Origin of the sequence: Nonomuraea terrae (assembly GCF_044465245.1) — a bacterium.
In the GTDB taxonomy this organism is placed as follows: domain Bacteria; phylum Actinomycetota; class Actinomycetes; order Streptosporangiales; family Streptosporangiaceae; genus Nonomuraea; species Nonomuraea terrae.
Window position 1 is genome coordinate 295,202 of record NZ_JBITLL010000008.1, and the last position, 13,042, is coordinate 308,243.

Genomic DNA, 13,042 nt, shown 5'->3' on the forward strand with positions numbered 1-13,042 from the left:
GTAACGTCTTGGGGCATGACGTCTCGTTCCTTACTCCGGCTGGCGCTTGCCGGAGCCGTCACCTCGGGCGCGGTCCTGCTGGCCACCCTCCCGGCGAACGCGAGCAAGGCCCCTCCGACGGTCCCCGTCCGGCTGCTCGCGCTCAACGACTTCCACGGCAACCTCGAGCCCCCGACCGGCTCCTCCGGCCGCATGGTGGACGAGCACGGCAACACGGTCGACGCGGGCGGCGCCGCGTACGTGGCCACGCACATGAAGGCCCTGACCGACCGGAACACCATCGCCGTGGCCCAGGGCGACCTCATCGGCGCCTCCCCGCTGATCTCGGCCGCCTACCACGACGAGCCGTCGATCGAGTTCATGGACAAGCTGGGCCTCAAGGTGGCCGCGGTCGGCAACCACGAGTTCGACGAGGGCTACACCGAGCTGCGCCGCATCATGAACGGCGGCTGCCACCCGGTCGACGGCTGCTCCCCCGCCGGCACGTGGAAGGGCGCCGGGTTCGACTACGTGGGCGCGAACGTGTTGTTCAAGAACCCGCACGAGAAGACCGACGCGCTCGCCGCGCTCGGCGGCGCCGACTCGGCCAAGGTCAAGAAGCTCCTGGACGGCTGGGGCGTGCCCGCGCTGCCGCCGGTCAGCGTCAAGTGGATGAACGGCGTCCCGATCGGCTTCATCGGCCTGGTCACGCAGACCACGCCGAACATCGTCACGAGCGAGGGCATCAAGGACCTCAAGTTCGTGGACGAGGTCAAGGCCGCCGACGTCGCCTCCAAGCTGCTCAAGCTCGTGGGCGTCAAGGCCCAGGTCGTGCTGGTGCACGAGGGCGACCAGGTGAACGCCGGCCAGTCGCCGGACGCCTGCGCCGCCACCCCCGGAGCCGGCAACCGCATCGCCACGCAGGTGGACCCGGAGATCGACCTGATCCTCAGCGGCCACTCCCACCAGGCGTACCTGTGCACGGTCAAGGACCCGGCGGGCGAGGACCGGCTGTACTCGCAGGGCGGCTCGTTCGGACGCGTGATCACGCAGGTCGACCTGAAGGTGAACACCAGGAGCCGCGACATCGTGCGCTCCTCGGTCGTCGCCGACAACCACGTCGTGACCCGTACGGTCGACCCGGACCGGGAGATCTCCACGTTCGTGCAGACGTGGAAGGACCGCGTGGCGCCCGTCGCCAACCGGGCGGTCGGCACGATCACCGGTGACATCACCAACACCGCGGGGCCGTCCGGCGAGTCGTCGCTCGGCAACCTGATCGCCGACGCGCAGCTGGCCGCCACCCGGACCGGCGGCAACGCCCAGATCGCCCTGATGAACCCGGGCGGCGTACGGGCCTCACTGTCCTACGCCGGCTCGCCGGCCGGTGAGGGCGACGGCGTCGTCACGTACGGCGAGGCGTTCACGGTGCAGCCGTTCAACAACCTCATGCAGGTGGTCACGCTGACCGGGGCGCAGCTGAAGACGGTGCTGGAGCAGCAGTTCACCGGCGGCCCGAACAACCAGGCGTTCACCAAGATCCTGCAGCCGTCGGCGAACTTCACCTACTCCTACAGCGCGAGCGCTCCCTGGGGCTCGAAGGTCTCCGACATGAAGATCGACGGGGTTCCGGTGACCGACACGCAGACCGTCAGGGTCGCGGCGAACAACTTCCTCGTGGGCGGCGGCGACGCGTTCCTCGCCTTCACCGAGGGGACCGACCTGTGGAGCGGGCCGCTGGACATCGACGCCTTCGTCGACTACCTCGGCCAGAACAACCCCATCGCTCCGCCCGCCACGAACCGCATCACGGTCGCCGGCTGACCACCCATGGGACCCGACTGGGGTTCCCTGACGGGACCCCAGTCGGAAGCCAGAGGACGGGCCGCATGGTACGTCTGTCGCCATGGAATTCTTCTGTTATCACCGCGATCGGCCTGATTCCGCGGCGCTGCGCGACGAGCTGGTGGAAGAGCACTGGTCCTACATGGACCGGTACGCGGCGGAGCTGATCGCCCGTGGCCCGACCTTGGTCCGCGGCGGCGACACGGCCACCGGCAGCGTGCACATCGTCGACCTGCCGGATGTCGCCACCGCGCGTGCGTTCGTCTTCGACGAGCCCAACTACCAGGCCGGTGTGTACCGGGACGTGGTGTTGCGCCGATGGCGCAACGTGCTGGGGCGGACCATGTGGGATTTCCCTGGCGGCCGGGACGGCGGCAACCGGTATCTGGTGCTGGGCCTCGGCTCCGGGCAGGCCGCCGACCTCGACCCGCCGTCCGACCGGGACGAGCTGATCGCGTATGGGCCGCTGCTGTCCGACGACGGCACCACCTGGCTGGGTACGGCGGCACTGACGCGGGCGCCGGACCCGGAGGCGGCACGCGCCGTCCTGTCCCCGGACAGGTACGCCGGCATCGAGGTCCACGACTGGCAGTTCGGCGGGCGGCGGTGACGAGGCCTATGCGTCCTTCCAGGCCAGCCACTTGCGCTCGATCTCGCCGGTGAGATCGACCCCGTGGTGGCGGGCCAGCAGCACCACGTGGCACAGCACGTCGGCCAGCTCCTCGCGGAACCCCGCGTCGAGCTCCTCGTCCGTGCGGCCCTTCCGCCTGGCCCGGCCGGTACGCATCAGGAACGCCTGCGTGAGCTCGCCCATCTCCTCCTGGAGCTTGAGCAGGAACCAGGTGTCGTCACGCTCGATGCCGACGTGCGCGGCGTAGCGGCGGGAGATGGACTCGATCTCGTCGGAGAGCTCGCGCAGATCCATGCCCGAAGTGTAGAGCCGGGGGTTCAGACGCCCTCGTACAGCGGGAGGACCGCGACGAAGCGGGCGCCCGGGTGGTGGTCGGCCACCGTGAGGCTGCCGCCGTGGGCGACGACGATCTCCCTCGACAGCGGCAGCCCGAGCCCGCTGCCGCCCTTGTCCTTCGCTCTGCCGCTCTCCAGCCGGGTGAACCGCTCGAACACCCGCTCCCGATCTTCCGGCGCGATGCCGTCGCCGTCGTCGGTGACCGTCACGACCACCTGCCCCTGGTGTACGGACACCTCCACCTCGATCCGGGTGGCGGCGTGCCGGGTGGCGTTGTCGAGCAGGTTGGTCAGCAGCCGGTCGAGCTGCACCGGCGAGCCGCAGACCGGCGCGGTCATGCACAGCCCCAGGAAGATCGGCACGCGGCCGCACTCGCGGTCGCGCGCCTGGTCCTTCACCACGCGGCAGATGTCGACCACCCGGCGCGGCGCGACGGCGCCGGCGTCGAGCCTGGCCAGCATCAGCAGCTCGTCGATGATCGTGGCCAGGCGGTCGGCTGCGGCCAGGGCCCGCGCACCGGTGGCCTTCCAGTCGGTCTCGTCGGGGTAGGCGTTGGCGACCTCCAGCTGGGTGCGCAGCGCCGAGACCGGGCTGCGCAGCTCGTGGGAGGCGTCGGCGACGAAGCGGCGCTGGGTCTCGGCGGAACGTTCCAAACGGTCGAGGGTGTGGTTGGTGGTGCGGGCCAGGGCGTTGATCTCGTCGCCGGTGTCGGGCACGGGGACGCGCCGGCTGATGTCGCGCCCGGTGATCTCGGCCAGCTCGGCGCTGATGCGCTCGACCGGGCGCAGGGCCGACCCGACCGCGGCCCAGGTGATGGCGCCGACGATCACGAGCACGATCGGGGACCCGACGAACACGAACAGGTTGATCCAGGCGAGCGCCCGGTCGACGTCGGACAGGGAGGAGGCGCCGTACACGGTGACGGGGCCGTCGGGCGTCTCCACCGTGACGGCCTGGACCAGGTAGTGGATCTCCGGCTCCAAGCCGTTGGCCGCTGTTCGCTCGACGGTCATGATCGTGTCGGGCGTGCCGGGCCGGAACTCCGTCATGTGAGCGTCCTGCAGGGTCGTGGCGGGAGTGGAGGCGACGATCCGGCCGTCCGACGACACGACGCGCAGGAAATGGATGCGGGCCGGTGGGGTGAGCACGGTGGGAAGGTCTCCCGCCCGCGCCTCGGCCGCCACCCGCCGCACGGCCAGCTCGACTCTGCTGTGGACGACGCCGTAGAGGTTGTCGGGCACGGTGGACAGCGTGAGGGAGGACCCGGCGGCGAGGACGACGGCGACCACCAGGATCGCGATCGTGGTCAGGCGACCCCGAATAGAACGCGGGAACCGCGCCATCTTCCCACCCCCGTGCATCACTGCGAGTGACATCTACCCGCTCAGGGCGATCGCAACATGACGGCTGCTGATCTGGCCTTATACCGATTGAGGAGATGGGGACTGGATACGCTGAGTGTACATACCCGGCCTTGACCGGGAGACGACCGGGCCCCGCCTCCGCGCCTTACGCCCGTGGCGATTCCGCTGAGGGCGTGGACGCCTTCCGCCCGGGCGTTCCGGCGGCCAGGGTGGGTGCCATGAGGGTTCTGGTGCTGGGCGGTACGGAGTTCGTCGGGCGGGCGGTCGTCGAAGAGGCGCGCGCGATGGGGTGGCAGGTGACGACGTTCAACCGCGGCAGCCATGAGCCGCCCGCGGGGGTGACGGCGTTGCGCGGCGACCGGTCGCTCCCCGGCGGGCTGGCGGCACTGGAGCACGGCGAGTGGGACGTCGTGGTCGACACCTGGTCGTGGGCGCCTTCGGCGGTCCGCGACTCCGCCGCGCTGCTGGCCGATCGGGCGGGTCACTACGTCTACGTCTCCAGCCGTTCGGTCTACGCCGACGGGGCGGGGTTCGGGGCCGACGAGAGCGCGCCCGTGGTGGCGGCCTCGCCCGACGACGGCGACGGCGACTACGCGAAGAACAAGGCGGGCGCCGAGCTGGGCGCCGTGGCCGCGTTCGGGGCGCGGGCGCTGCTGGCCCGCGCGGGGCTCATCCTGGGGCCGTACGAGAACATCGGGCGCCTGCCGTGGTGGCTGAACCGGATCGCGCGCGGCGGCCCGGTGGTCGCGCCGGCGCCGACCGGTCTGGGGCTGCAGTACGTCGACGCCCGCGACCTGGCCCGGTGGTGCCTGGAGGCGGGCGGCCGCGGCGTGGGCGGTGCGTTCAACGTGGTGAGCCCGCCGGGGTTCACCACGATGGGCGAGCTGCTCGACACCTGTGCGCGGGTGACCGGGGGCGACGCGGAGCTGCGCTGGATCGGCGCCGACCGGCTGCTGGCCGAGGGCGTGCGGCCGTGGATCGACCTGCCGATCTGGCTGACGGGCGACGACCACGCCTACATGCACGGGGGCGACGTGTCGCGGGCGGTCGCGGCGGGGCTGCGGTGCCGTCCGGTGGCGGAGACGGTGGCCGACACCTGGGCCTGGCTGCGCGGCATCGGCGGCGCGGCGCCCATGCGTCCCGACCGGCCCCGGGTGGGGCTCGACCCCGCGTTGGAGGCCCGGCTACTCGAGCGCGGCTGAGCGCGCTTCCATGGTCGTGCGCACGAGGTCGTAGCAGGCGGCCAGGAGCGCGATCCCCACCGAGACGAGCACGACGAGCAGCCCGTGCCGGAACGCCGTCGACCAGCCCTCCCCCAGCGAGCCGAAGAACGTCGAGCCGGCCGCCGCGATGCCGATGGCCGAGCCGAGCCGCTGGCCCGTCTGGAGCACGCCGGCCGCGCTGCCGCCGCCCTCGGGCGGCACCTCGGAGAGCGTGATGGCCTGGTTGGGGGAGATCACCAGGCCGCTGCCCATGCCCGCCAGCAGCAGCGGCAGCGCGGTGGCCAGGCCCACGTTCTGGCCGGGCACGAGGAAGGTGGCGCCCATGGTGGCGGCCAGCCCGGCGATCACCATGGTCAGCCCGACGGCGGTCAGCCACCGCCCGGCCTTCCACACGAGCCGGCCGCCGACCACCGCGGCCGAGGCCGAGCCGAGCGCGAACGGCGTGATCGACAGCCCGGCCAGCAGAGGGCTGTAACCGTGGCCGCTCTGCAGGTAGAGCGTGAAGGCGAAGAAGATGCCGGTGAACCCGGCGAAGTAGAACAGCGCGATCGTCGACCCCAGCCGGTACGACCGCTTCCGGAACAACGTCAGGTCGACCAGCGGCTCACGCCCGTAGTAACGCTCCCAGACGACGAACCCGGCCAGGGTCAGCAGCGCGACCGGCACGAGCAGCCACTTGGCCTCGCCCTCCCACTGGTTGCGCTGGACGAACGGCAGCAGCAGCCCGGCGACGCCGACGCCGAGCAGCAGCACGCCCACCAGGTCCATGCTCTCGTGGCGGCGCACGGTCACCGGACGGGGCAGCAGTCGCCAGGCCAGCGGCAGCAGCACGGCCCCGATCGGCAGGTTGACCAGGAACACCCACCGCCACCCGTGGTCGGCCCCGAACACGGTCACCAGCGTGCCGCCGATCAGCGGCCCGGCGGCCGTGGACACCCCGATGGTGGCGCCGAGCGCGCCGAAGGCCCGGCCGCGTTCGTACCCCTGGAACATCTGCTGGATCAGGCCGGAGACCTGGGGGTTGAGCATGCCGGCGGCCATGCCCTGGATCAGGCGGGCCACGATGAGCACGTTCATGTTCCAGGCGAAGCCGCAGGCGGCGCTGGCGAGGGTGAAGAGCACCACGCCCCACATGAAGATGGTCCGGCGGCTCCTGGCGTCACCCAGCCGACCGGCCGGGACGAGGAGCAGCCCGAACGTGAGCGCGTAGCCGGACAACGTCCACTGCAGGCCGTCGTCCGAGGCCTGCAGACCGTGGCGGATCGACGGCAGCGCCACGTTGACGATGCTGACGTCGAGGCCGGTCATGAACGCGGCCGTCAGGCACACGGCCAGCGCACGTCTGCGGTTGTCGCCTCCGGACACCCCCATCACGGCACCTCTCCGTGTTGTCCCTTCACCCCCTCAAGGATCACAAACTTCCTTTTCCCGCCATACGCCGGGTACCGTCCGATCATGGACACGATGGCGGTGGAGCAGAACGGCATCAACGCCGTCCCCGAGGGTGAGCGCCATGGCCGGCCGCGCGACCTGTTCTGGCCCTGGGCGGGCTCCAACCTGTCGCTGTTCGGCGTCGCGTTCGGCGTGTACATCGTCGGGCTCGGGCTCGGCGTGATCCCCGCGATCGTCACCGGGGCACTCGGGTACGCGCTGTCGTTCCTGCTCGTCGGCCTGGTCGCGGTCGGCGGCAGCCGCTCGGGCGTGCCGACGATGACGCTGGGCCGGGCCCCGTTCGGCTACCAAGGCAACAAGCTGCCCACCCTCTTCTCGTACGTCTCCAACGTGGGCTGGGAGATCGTGCTGGTCACGCTGGCCGCGCAGGCCGGCGCGGCCATCCTCGCGCGCCTCGCGCCCGGCGTCCCCGCCGCCACGGCCACCGCCGTCTGCTTCGCCGTCGCCGCCCTCGTGGTGATCGCGGTCGGCGTGTACGGACACGCGATGATCATGGTGGTGCAGCGTTACCTGACGTACGCGTTCGTGGTGCTGACGGTCGTCTACATGGTCCTCATGGCGCCGCGGCTCGGCGGGTCGCTGGCGAGCACGGCCGGGCCCGGCGAGTGGGTGGGCGCGGTCATCTTCGCGATGACGCTGCTCGGGCTGGGCTGGGTCAACTGCGGCGCCGACTACTCCCGCTACCTGCCGAGCGCCTCGCCCGGCCGGTCGGTGGCGCTGTGGACGATGCTCGGCGGCGCGCTGCCGCCGATGGTGCTGCTGGTCTTCGGCGTGCTGCTGGCGGGCGGCGACCCGAAGCTGGCCGAGGCGGCCGGGACCGACCCGGTGACGGCGCTGGCGGGGGCGCTGCCGACGTGGTTCCTGGTGCCGTACCTGCTGACCGCGATCGGCGGGTTCCTGGCCGGGGCGATCCTCGACATCTACTCCTCGGGGCTGTCGATGCTGGCGCTCGGCGTGCCGATCCGGCGCCACTACGCGGTGCTGATCGACGGGCTGCTCATGGTGCTGGGCGGCTACTACCTGCTGTTCGTCTCCACCAGCTTCCTGGCGACCTTCCAGGCGTTCCTGGCGATCGTCGGCGTGGTGATGGCGGCCTGGGCGGCGATCTTCCTGGTGGACATGTGGCGGCTGCGGGCGGGCGGCCGGGCGTACGACGAAGGGCTGCTGCGGACGGGCGCGCCCGCGGTGAACTGGCCGGGCGTGGTATCGCTGGTCGTGGCGTCCTTCGCGGGGCTCGGCCTGATCACCTCGGGCGACGAGCACATCGCCGGCGTCGTCGGCTTCCTGATGAGCGAGGAGATGCGCGGCGGCACGTTCGGCAGCGCGAACATCGGCGTGGTGATCGCGCTCGTGCTGGCCGGGCTCCTGTACGTCGCGATCACCGCCGTCGTGCGGCCCCGCTCGCGGGAGCGCCGCGCTGGCTGAGCCCCGTGTCGCTACGCTGGGTCAGCCATGATGGACAATCCGTTGCGGCTGGTCCGGTGGGCGGTGCACGTCACCGCCTGCGGGCTGCTGCTGTTCGCCGTCGTCTCCGTGTTGCGCGAGGGCCGCGCCGCCGAGGCCCTCGGCGGCGCGCTGCTCGGCCTGCTCTACGCGGCCGGCCCCGCGGTCGAGGAGCGGCCGCCGCTCGCCCGCGTCTGGCTCGGGCTGGTCACCGCCGGGTGGCTGGTGCTCGCCGCGGCCGCGCCGCCGTTCGTGTGGGTGGTCCTCCCACTGCTGTTCGCCTACCCGCACGTACTGCCGCTGTGGGCGGCGATGTTCGGGGTGACGGTGCTCACGTCAGCGACGGTCGCGGCCGCGGCCTGGCACGCGGGCGGGCTCAGCCTGCCGGTGTTGCTCGGGCCCGGCGGCGCGGCGGTCGTGGTGACCCTGCTCGCCCTCGCGTGCCGGGCCCTGCGCGCCGAGCCGCGTGTCAGGCCGTGACGACGGCGAAGTCGGTCAGCGGACGGTCCAGCACGGCGACCAGCCGGCGCAGCACCCTCGTGTCCCCCTCGCGTTCGACGCCCTCGACGCCCTGGCCCGACAGCAGTCCGACGAGCTGCGCCTTCGTCAGCCGCAGCGTCAGGTCGGCGGTCCCGCGCGGCTCCGGCTGCTGCACGAGCACGCCGTTGGTCAGCGTCGTCCGGTGGCGCTCCCCCAGGTCCGTCAGGTGCCAGTCGATGGACAGGCGCTCGTTCCAGGCGCGCGGCCCGTCCACGCGGATGGCGATCGAGTCGAAGATCTGCTCCACGGAGAGCGCGGCCAGGAAGTCGGCCGGGGTGACCTCCACGTCGGCCGGCACGATGCCGTCCGACAGCTCCAGCGCCCCCGTCAGGTAGAAGTTGCGCCAGGTGGCGCTCTCGGTGCCGTGGCCGAGCCGGGTGTAGACCTCGGCCAGCAGGTCCCGGGCCTCCTTGTTGCCCTCGTCGGCGAAGACCGCGTGGTTGAGGAGCTGGGCGGCGAAGCGCAGGTCGTTCTCCCGGAGGTAGCGGCGGGCGAGCTCGACCACGGCAGCGCCGCCTCCGAGGCACTCGACGTACCGGACGGCGCTCTCCCTCGGCGGGTGCTCCCACAGGTGCGCCGGGTTGCCGTCGAACCAGCCGAGGTAGCGCTGGTAGACGGCCATGACGTTGTGGGCGAGGGAGCCGGAGTAGCCGTGCGTGTGCCAAGCCTGCTGCAGCGCGGGCGGCAGCCGCAGTACCTCGGCGATCTCCGCTCCGGTCAGGCCCTTGTTGAGCAGGCGCAGGGTCTGGTCGTGCAGGTAGGCGTACATGTCGCGCTGCTGCGACAGGAAGCGCTCGATGCGGTCGCGGCCCCATGTCGGCCAGTGGTGCGAGGCGAAGGCCACGTCGGCACGGTCGGCGAACAGGGCGATGGCCTCGGTCAGGTAGCGCGCCCAGGCCCGGGCGTCGCGGACGACGGTGCCGCACAGCGGCAGCATGCTGTGCTGGTTGTGGGTGGCGTTCTCGGCCAGGCAGAGGGCGCGGTGGGCGGGGAGGAGCAGATTCATCTCCGCGGGGGCCTCGGCGCCCGGCGTCAGCTGGAAGACCATCTCGACGCCGTCGACCGTCTCCTCCTGGCCGGTGCGTTCGATCTCGGCCGTGGGCGGGATGAGCGACATGGTGCCCGTGGAGAGGGTCATCCCCAGACCGGCGCCGATCTGGCCCTCCGGCGAGCGAGGCAGGGCGGCGCCGTACATGTAGAGGGTGCGGCGGGTCAGGGCGGGGCCCGCGTAGAGGTTGTCCGTGACCGCGTGCTCCATGAAGCCCTTGGGCGCCAGGATCGGCACGCCGCCGCCGGTGACCCCGCGTACGCCGCCGAAGTGGTCGGCGTGCGAGTGCGTGTAGACGACGCCCGTGACGGGACGGTCGCCGCGGTGGGCCCGGTAGAGCTTCAGCGCGGCGGCGGCGCACTCGGTGGAGACCAGCGGGTCGATGACGACGACGCCGCGCTCGCCCTCGACCAGGGTCATGTTCGACAGGTCGAGCCCGCGCACCTGGTAGACGCCGTCCGTGACCTCGTACAGGCCCTGGCGGGCGCAGAGCTGTCCCTGGCGCCAGAGGCTCGGATGGGCGGTGGCCGGGCAGTCCCCCTGGAGGAAGTCGTAGGCGTCGTTGTCCCACACGACGCCGCCGTCCAGGGATCTGATCACCGCCGGGCTGAGCTCCGCGATGAATCCGCGGTCGGCATCCTCGAAGTCGCCCACGTCGTGCCATGGAAGGTCTGCCATGCCAAGCCGCATGCCCGGGGAACGACGCCAGGTAGCTCAACAGAGTGCCCCTAATAGGATGAATCTTGGGCAAGGAGCTTGATCAGCGGGGGGACCGATGGACGCGTGCGTGTTCGACCTGGACGGCGTGCTGGTCGACAGCGAGCCGGTCTGGGAGGAGGTGCGCCGGGGGTTCGTCGCCGATCACGGGGGCACCTGGCAGGCCGACACGCAGTCCAGGCTCATGGGCATGAGCACCGCCGAGTGGGCCGCGTACCTGCGCGAGCTGGGCGTGCGGATGGAGCCCGCCGAGATCGCGCGCGGTGTGGTCGACCAGATGGCCGCGCGCTACCGCGACGGGGTGCCGCTGATGCCCGGTGCGGTGGCGGCCGTGCGGCGGCTGTCCGACGCGGTCACGCTGGGGCTGGCCAGCTCGTCACCGCGGCGGCTGATCGACGTGGTGCTGGACGCGGCGGGGCTGACGGAGTGCTTCGCGGCCACGGTCTCCACCGAGGAGGTGCCGCGCGGCAAGCCGGCGCCCGACGGCTACCTGGAGGCCGCCCGCCGGCTGGGCGTGGACCCGCGGGGCTGCGTGGCGGTCGAGGACTCCAGCAACGGGCTGCGCTCGGCGCACGCGGCCGGCATGCGCGTGGTCGCCGTGCCGCACCCGCGCTACCCGCCCGCGCCGGACGCGCTCGCGCTGGCCTGGCGCGTCGTGCCCGCGCTCGACGGGCTCACTCCGGAGTCGCTCGCCTGAGGTGACTACGATTGGGGAACCGTGCGAGACATCACGGTTTTCAGCGGCAGCGCCCATCCCGAACTGGCGGAGGAGATCTGCGCCCACCTCGGCACACCACTTCACCCCGTCCAGATCAACCGCTTCGCCAACGACGTGCTCGAAGTGCAACTGCAGGCCAACTGCCGCGAGCGTGACGTCTTCCTCATCCAGCCCCTCGTGCCGCCGACGCAGGAGCACCTGGTCGAGCTGCTGCTCATGCTCGACGCCGCGCGCGGCGCGTCCGCGGCCCGGATCACGGTCGTGCTGCCGCACTACGCGTACGCGCGTTCCGACAAGAAGGACGCGCCGCGCATCTCCATCGGCGCACGGCTGGTGGCCGACCTCATGGTCGCGGCGGGCGCCAGCCGGGTGCTGGCGATGACGCTGCACTCGCCGCAGGTGCACGGCTTCTTCAGCGTCCCCGTCGACCACCTGCACGCGCTGCGCGAGCTGGCCGCCCACTTCCGCCAGTACGACCTGTCGAACACCGTCGTCGTCTCCCCCGACCTGGGCAACGCCAAGGAGGCCGCCCACTTCGCCCGCCTGCTCGGCACCGGCGTCGCCATGGGCGCCAAGCAGCGCTTCAGCGACGACCGGGTGGTGATCAGCTCGGTGATCGGCCAGGTCGAGGGCATGGACGTGATCGTCCTCGACGACGAGATCGCCAAGGGCAGCACGGTCATCGAGCTGCTCGACCGGCTGCGCGAGCGCGGCGTGCGGTCCGTACGGGTGGCCTGCACGCACGGGCTGTTCTCCGGCGGGGCGGTCGAACGGCTGGGCTCCCTGCCGGAGGTGCGGGAGATCGTCTGCACCAACACCGTGCCGCCGCCCAAGCCCGGCGACAAACTCACGGTGTTGTCGATCGCGCCCGCCCTGGCCGAGGCGATGCGCCGCATCCACGACGGCGAGTCGGTGAGCGCGCTGTTCAGTACATCTTGATGACCTGACCGGTGACCCGCCGCCCCTGGTGTGAGGCGAGGAAGGTGATCACCTCGGCCACCTCCTCCGGCTCGGCGACCTTGCCCAGCGGGAGCGTCGCGGCGTACTGGACGACCTCGTCGTTGACCCAGCCGGTGTCGGTCACCGGCGGGTGCACCATGTTGGCCGTGATGCCGTAACGGCCCAGCTCCCGGGCGGCGGACGCCGTGTAGTTCTCCTGGGCCGCCTTCGCGGCGCCGTAGCTGACCTCCGTCGGGAAGCCCTCGGGACCGCCGGAGGTCAGCCCGATGACGCGGCCCCAGCCCGCGCCGCGCGCCACGTGGCGGCGGGCGAACTCGGCGATCAGCAGCGCCGGGGCGCGTACGTCGACGGCGAACTGCCGCTCGTGGGTCTCGGCGTCGACCATGCGCAGCGGGCGGCCGAACTGGTCGCGCTCGGTGGGCGTGAAGGTGTCGCTGAGCCAGCCGCTGGCGTTGTTGACCAGGATCTCGACCGGGCCGAACGCCTTCTCCGCCTGGTCGAACAGCACCTTCGGGACCTCGGGGTCGGACAGGTCGGCCTCGGCGGCCTCGGCCGCGCCGCCCGCCTCTCGGATGCGCCGCACCACGTCGTCGGCGGTGCCGGCCCTGGCCCGGTCGTACGCCTCGGGGTAGGCGGGCTCGTCGAGCGGCGCGAGTCGTTTGTAGGTCAGGAAGACCGCGACGCCCTCGGCCGCCAGCGCGACGGCGGTGGCGGCGCCTATGCCGTGATTGGCCCCTGTGACCAGCGCGACCTTCCCAGCCAAGCCAGTATCGATCATAGTGACCA

12 protein-coding genes are annotated in these 13,042 nt (G+C 71.9%); 7 read left to right on the top strand and 5 right to left on the bottom strand.

Annotated elements, in window-relative coordinates; all coding sequences use genetic code 11:
- Nucleotides 1–15: 15 nt before the first annotated feature.
- Both ACIBP6_RS39720 and ACIBP6_RS39725 read left to right on the top strand, forming a co-directional pair.
- On the top strand, nt 16–1,803 hold the full coding sequence (locus ACIBP6_RS39720; RefSeq protein WP_397059453.1) for a bifunctional metallophosphatase/5'-nucleotidase: 1,788 nt from the start codon (nt 16–18) through the stop codon (nt 1,801–1,803).
- A gap of 82 nt (nt 1,804–1,885) precedes the next feature.
- A complete protein-coding gene (locus ACIBP6_RS39725) occupies nt 1,886–2,434 on the top strand; it encodes a YciI family protein (protein ID WP_397059455.1) in 549 nt (182 codons plus the stop codon).
- A gap of 6 nt (nt 2,435–2,440) precedes the next feature.
- Here the strand turns inward: ACIBP6_RS39725 and ACIBP6_RS39730 are convergent, their stop codons facing one another.
- Together ACIBP6_RS39730 and ACIBP6_RS39735 are read right to left on the bottom strand one after the other, a co-directional pair.
- Entirely contained in the window at nt 2,441–2,749 is a 309-nt protein-coding gene (locus ACIBP6_RS39730) for a pyrophosphatase (RefSeq protein WP_397059457.1), read from the bottom strand.
- Between the two features lie 23 nt (nt 2,750–2,772).
- A complete protein-coding gene (locus tag ACIBP6_RS39735; protein ID WP_397059459.1) occupies nt 2,773–4,134 on the bottom strand; it encodes a sensor histidine kinase in 1,362 nt (453 codons plus the stop codon).
- A 239-nt stretch (nt 4,135–4,373) separates the two neighbouring features.
- On the opposite strand from ACIBP6_RS39735, the gene ACIBP6_RS39740 reads away from it, so the two are divergent.
- Nucleotides 4,374–5,357, top strand: coding sequence for an NAD-dependent epimerase/dehydratase family protein (locus tag ACIBP6_RS39740; protein ID WP_397059461.1), 984 nt, complete (start codon nt 4,374–4,376; stop codon nt 5,355–5,357).
- On the opposite strand, the gene ACIBP6_RS39745 is transcribed toward ACIBP6_RS39740, so the two are convergent.
- Nucleotides 5,340–6,749 carry an MFS transporter gene (locus ACIBP6_RS39745; RefSeq protein ID WP_397059463.1) on the bottom strand — a complete coding sequence of 470 codons (1,410 nt, stop codon included), beginning with the start codon at nt 6,747–6,749 and terminating at the stop codon, nt 5,340–5,342. The genes ACIBP6_RS39740 and ACIBP6_RS39745 overlap by 18 nt on opposite strands.
- 84 nt (nt 6,750–6,833) lie before the next feature.
- On the opposite strand from ACIBP6_RS39745, the gene ACIBP6_RS39750 reads away from it, so the two are divergent.
- Both ACIBP6_RS39750 and ACIBP6_RS39755 read left to right on the top strand, forming a co-directional pair.
- The gene (locus ACIBP6_RS39750) at nt 6,834–8,255 is read left to right on the top strand and encodes a purine-cytosine permease family protein (RefSeq protein WP_397059465.1); all 1,422 of its coding nucleotides are present in this window, start codon (nt 6,834–6,836) and stop codon (nt 8,253–8,255) included.
- 27 nt (nt 8,256–8,282) lie between these two features.
- A complete protein-coding gene (locus ACIBP6_RS39755; RefSeq protein WP_397059467.1) occupies nt 8,283–8,753 on the top strand; it encodes a hypothetical protein in 471 nt (156 codons plus the stop codon).
- Here ACIBP6_RS39755 and ACIBP6_RS39760 read toward each other — a convergent pair.
- A complete protein-coding gene (locus ACIBP6_RS39760) occupies nt 8,743–10,539 on the bottom strand; it encodes an alkyl/aryl-sulfatase (protein ID WP_397059469.1) in 1,797 nt (598 codons plus the stop codon). The two genes, ACIBP6_RS39755 and ACIBP6_RS39760, sit on opposite strands and share 11 nt — an antisense overlap.
- A 109-nt stretch (nt 10,540–10,648) precedes the next feature.
- Between ACIBP6_RS39760 and ACIBP6_RS39765 the strand changes: the two genes are divergently transcribed.
- Together ACIBP6_RS39765 and ACIBP6_RS39770 are read left to right on the top strand one after the other, a co-directional pair.
- On the top strand, nt 10,649–11,275 hold the full coding sequence (locus ACIBP6_RS39765; protein ID WP_397059471.1) for an HAD family hydrolase: 627 nt from the start codon (nt 10,649–10,651) through the stop codon (nt 11,273–11,275).
- A gap of 21 nt (nt 11,276–11,296) precedes the next feature.
- Nucleotides 11,297–12,235, top strand: coding sequence for a ribose-phosphate diphosphokinase (locus ACIBP6_RS39770; protein WP_397059473.1), 939 nt, complete (start codon nt 11,297–11,299; stop codon nt 12,233–12,235).
- On the opposite strand, the gene ACIBP6_RS39775 is transcribed toward ACIBP6_RS39770, so the two are convergent.
- Nucleotides 12,222–13,019: an SDR family NAD(P)-dependent oxidoreductase gene (locus tag ACIBP6_RS39775; protein WP_397059475.1), complete on the bottom strand. Its 798-nt coding sequence runs from the start codon at nt 13,017–13,019 to the stop codon at nt 12,222–12,224. The two genes, ACIBP6_RS39770 and ACIBP6_RS39775, sit on opposite strands and share 14 nt — an antisense overlap.
- Nucleotides 13,020–13,042: the final 23 nt, after the last annotated feature.

What these genes read in the sequence shown, in the direction of transcription:
- ACIBP6_RS39725 (WP_397059455.1), top strand. Translation starts at nt 1,886, where the DNA reads ATGGAATTCTTCTGTTATCACCGCGATCGGCCTGATTCCGCGGCGCTG.
- ACIBP6_RS39730 (WP_397059457.1), bottom strand. Translation starts at nt 2,749, where the DNA reads ATGGATCTGCGCGAGCTCTCCGACGAGATCGAGTCCATCTCCCGCCGC.
- ACIBP6_RS39750 (WP_397059465.1), top strand. Translation starts at nt 6,834, where the DNA reads ATGGACACGATGGCGGTGGAGCAGAACGGCATCAACGCCGTCCCCGAG.
- ACIBP6_RS39745 (WP_397059463.1), bottom strand. Translation starts at nt 6,749, where the DNA reads ATGGGGGTGTCCGGAGGCGACAACCGCAGACGTGCGCTGGCCGTGTGC.
- ACIBP6_RS39740 (WP_397059461.1), top strand. Translation starts at nt 4,374, where the DNA reads ATGAGGGTTCTGGTGCTGGGCGGTACGGAGTTCGTCGGGCGGGCGGTC.
- ACIBP6_RS39720 (WP_397059453.1), top strand. Translation starts at nt 16, where the DNA reads ATGACGTCTCGTTCCTTACTCCGGCTGGCGCTTGCCGGAGCCGTCACC.
- ACIBP6_RS39755 (WP_397059467.1), top strand. Translation starts at nt 8,283, where the DNA reads ATGATGGACAATCCGTTGCGGCTGGTCCGGTGGGCGGTGCACGTCACC.
- ACIBP6_RS39735 (WP_397059459.1), bottom strand. Translation starts at nt 4,134, where the DNA reads ATGGCGCGGTTCCCGCGTTCTATTCGGGGTCGCCTGACCACGATCGCG.
- ACIBP6_RS39760 (WP_397059469.1), bottom strand. Translation starts at nt 10,539, where the DNA reads ATGGCAGACCTTCCATGGCACGACGTGGGCGACTTCGAGGATGCCGAC.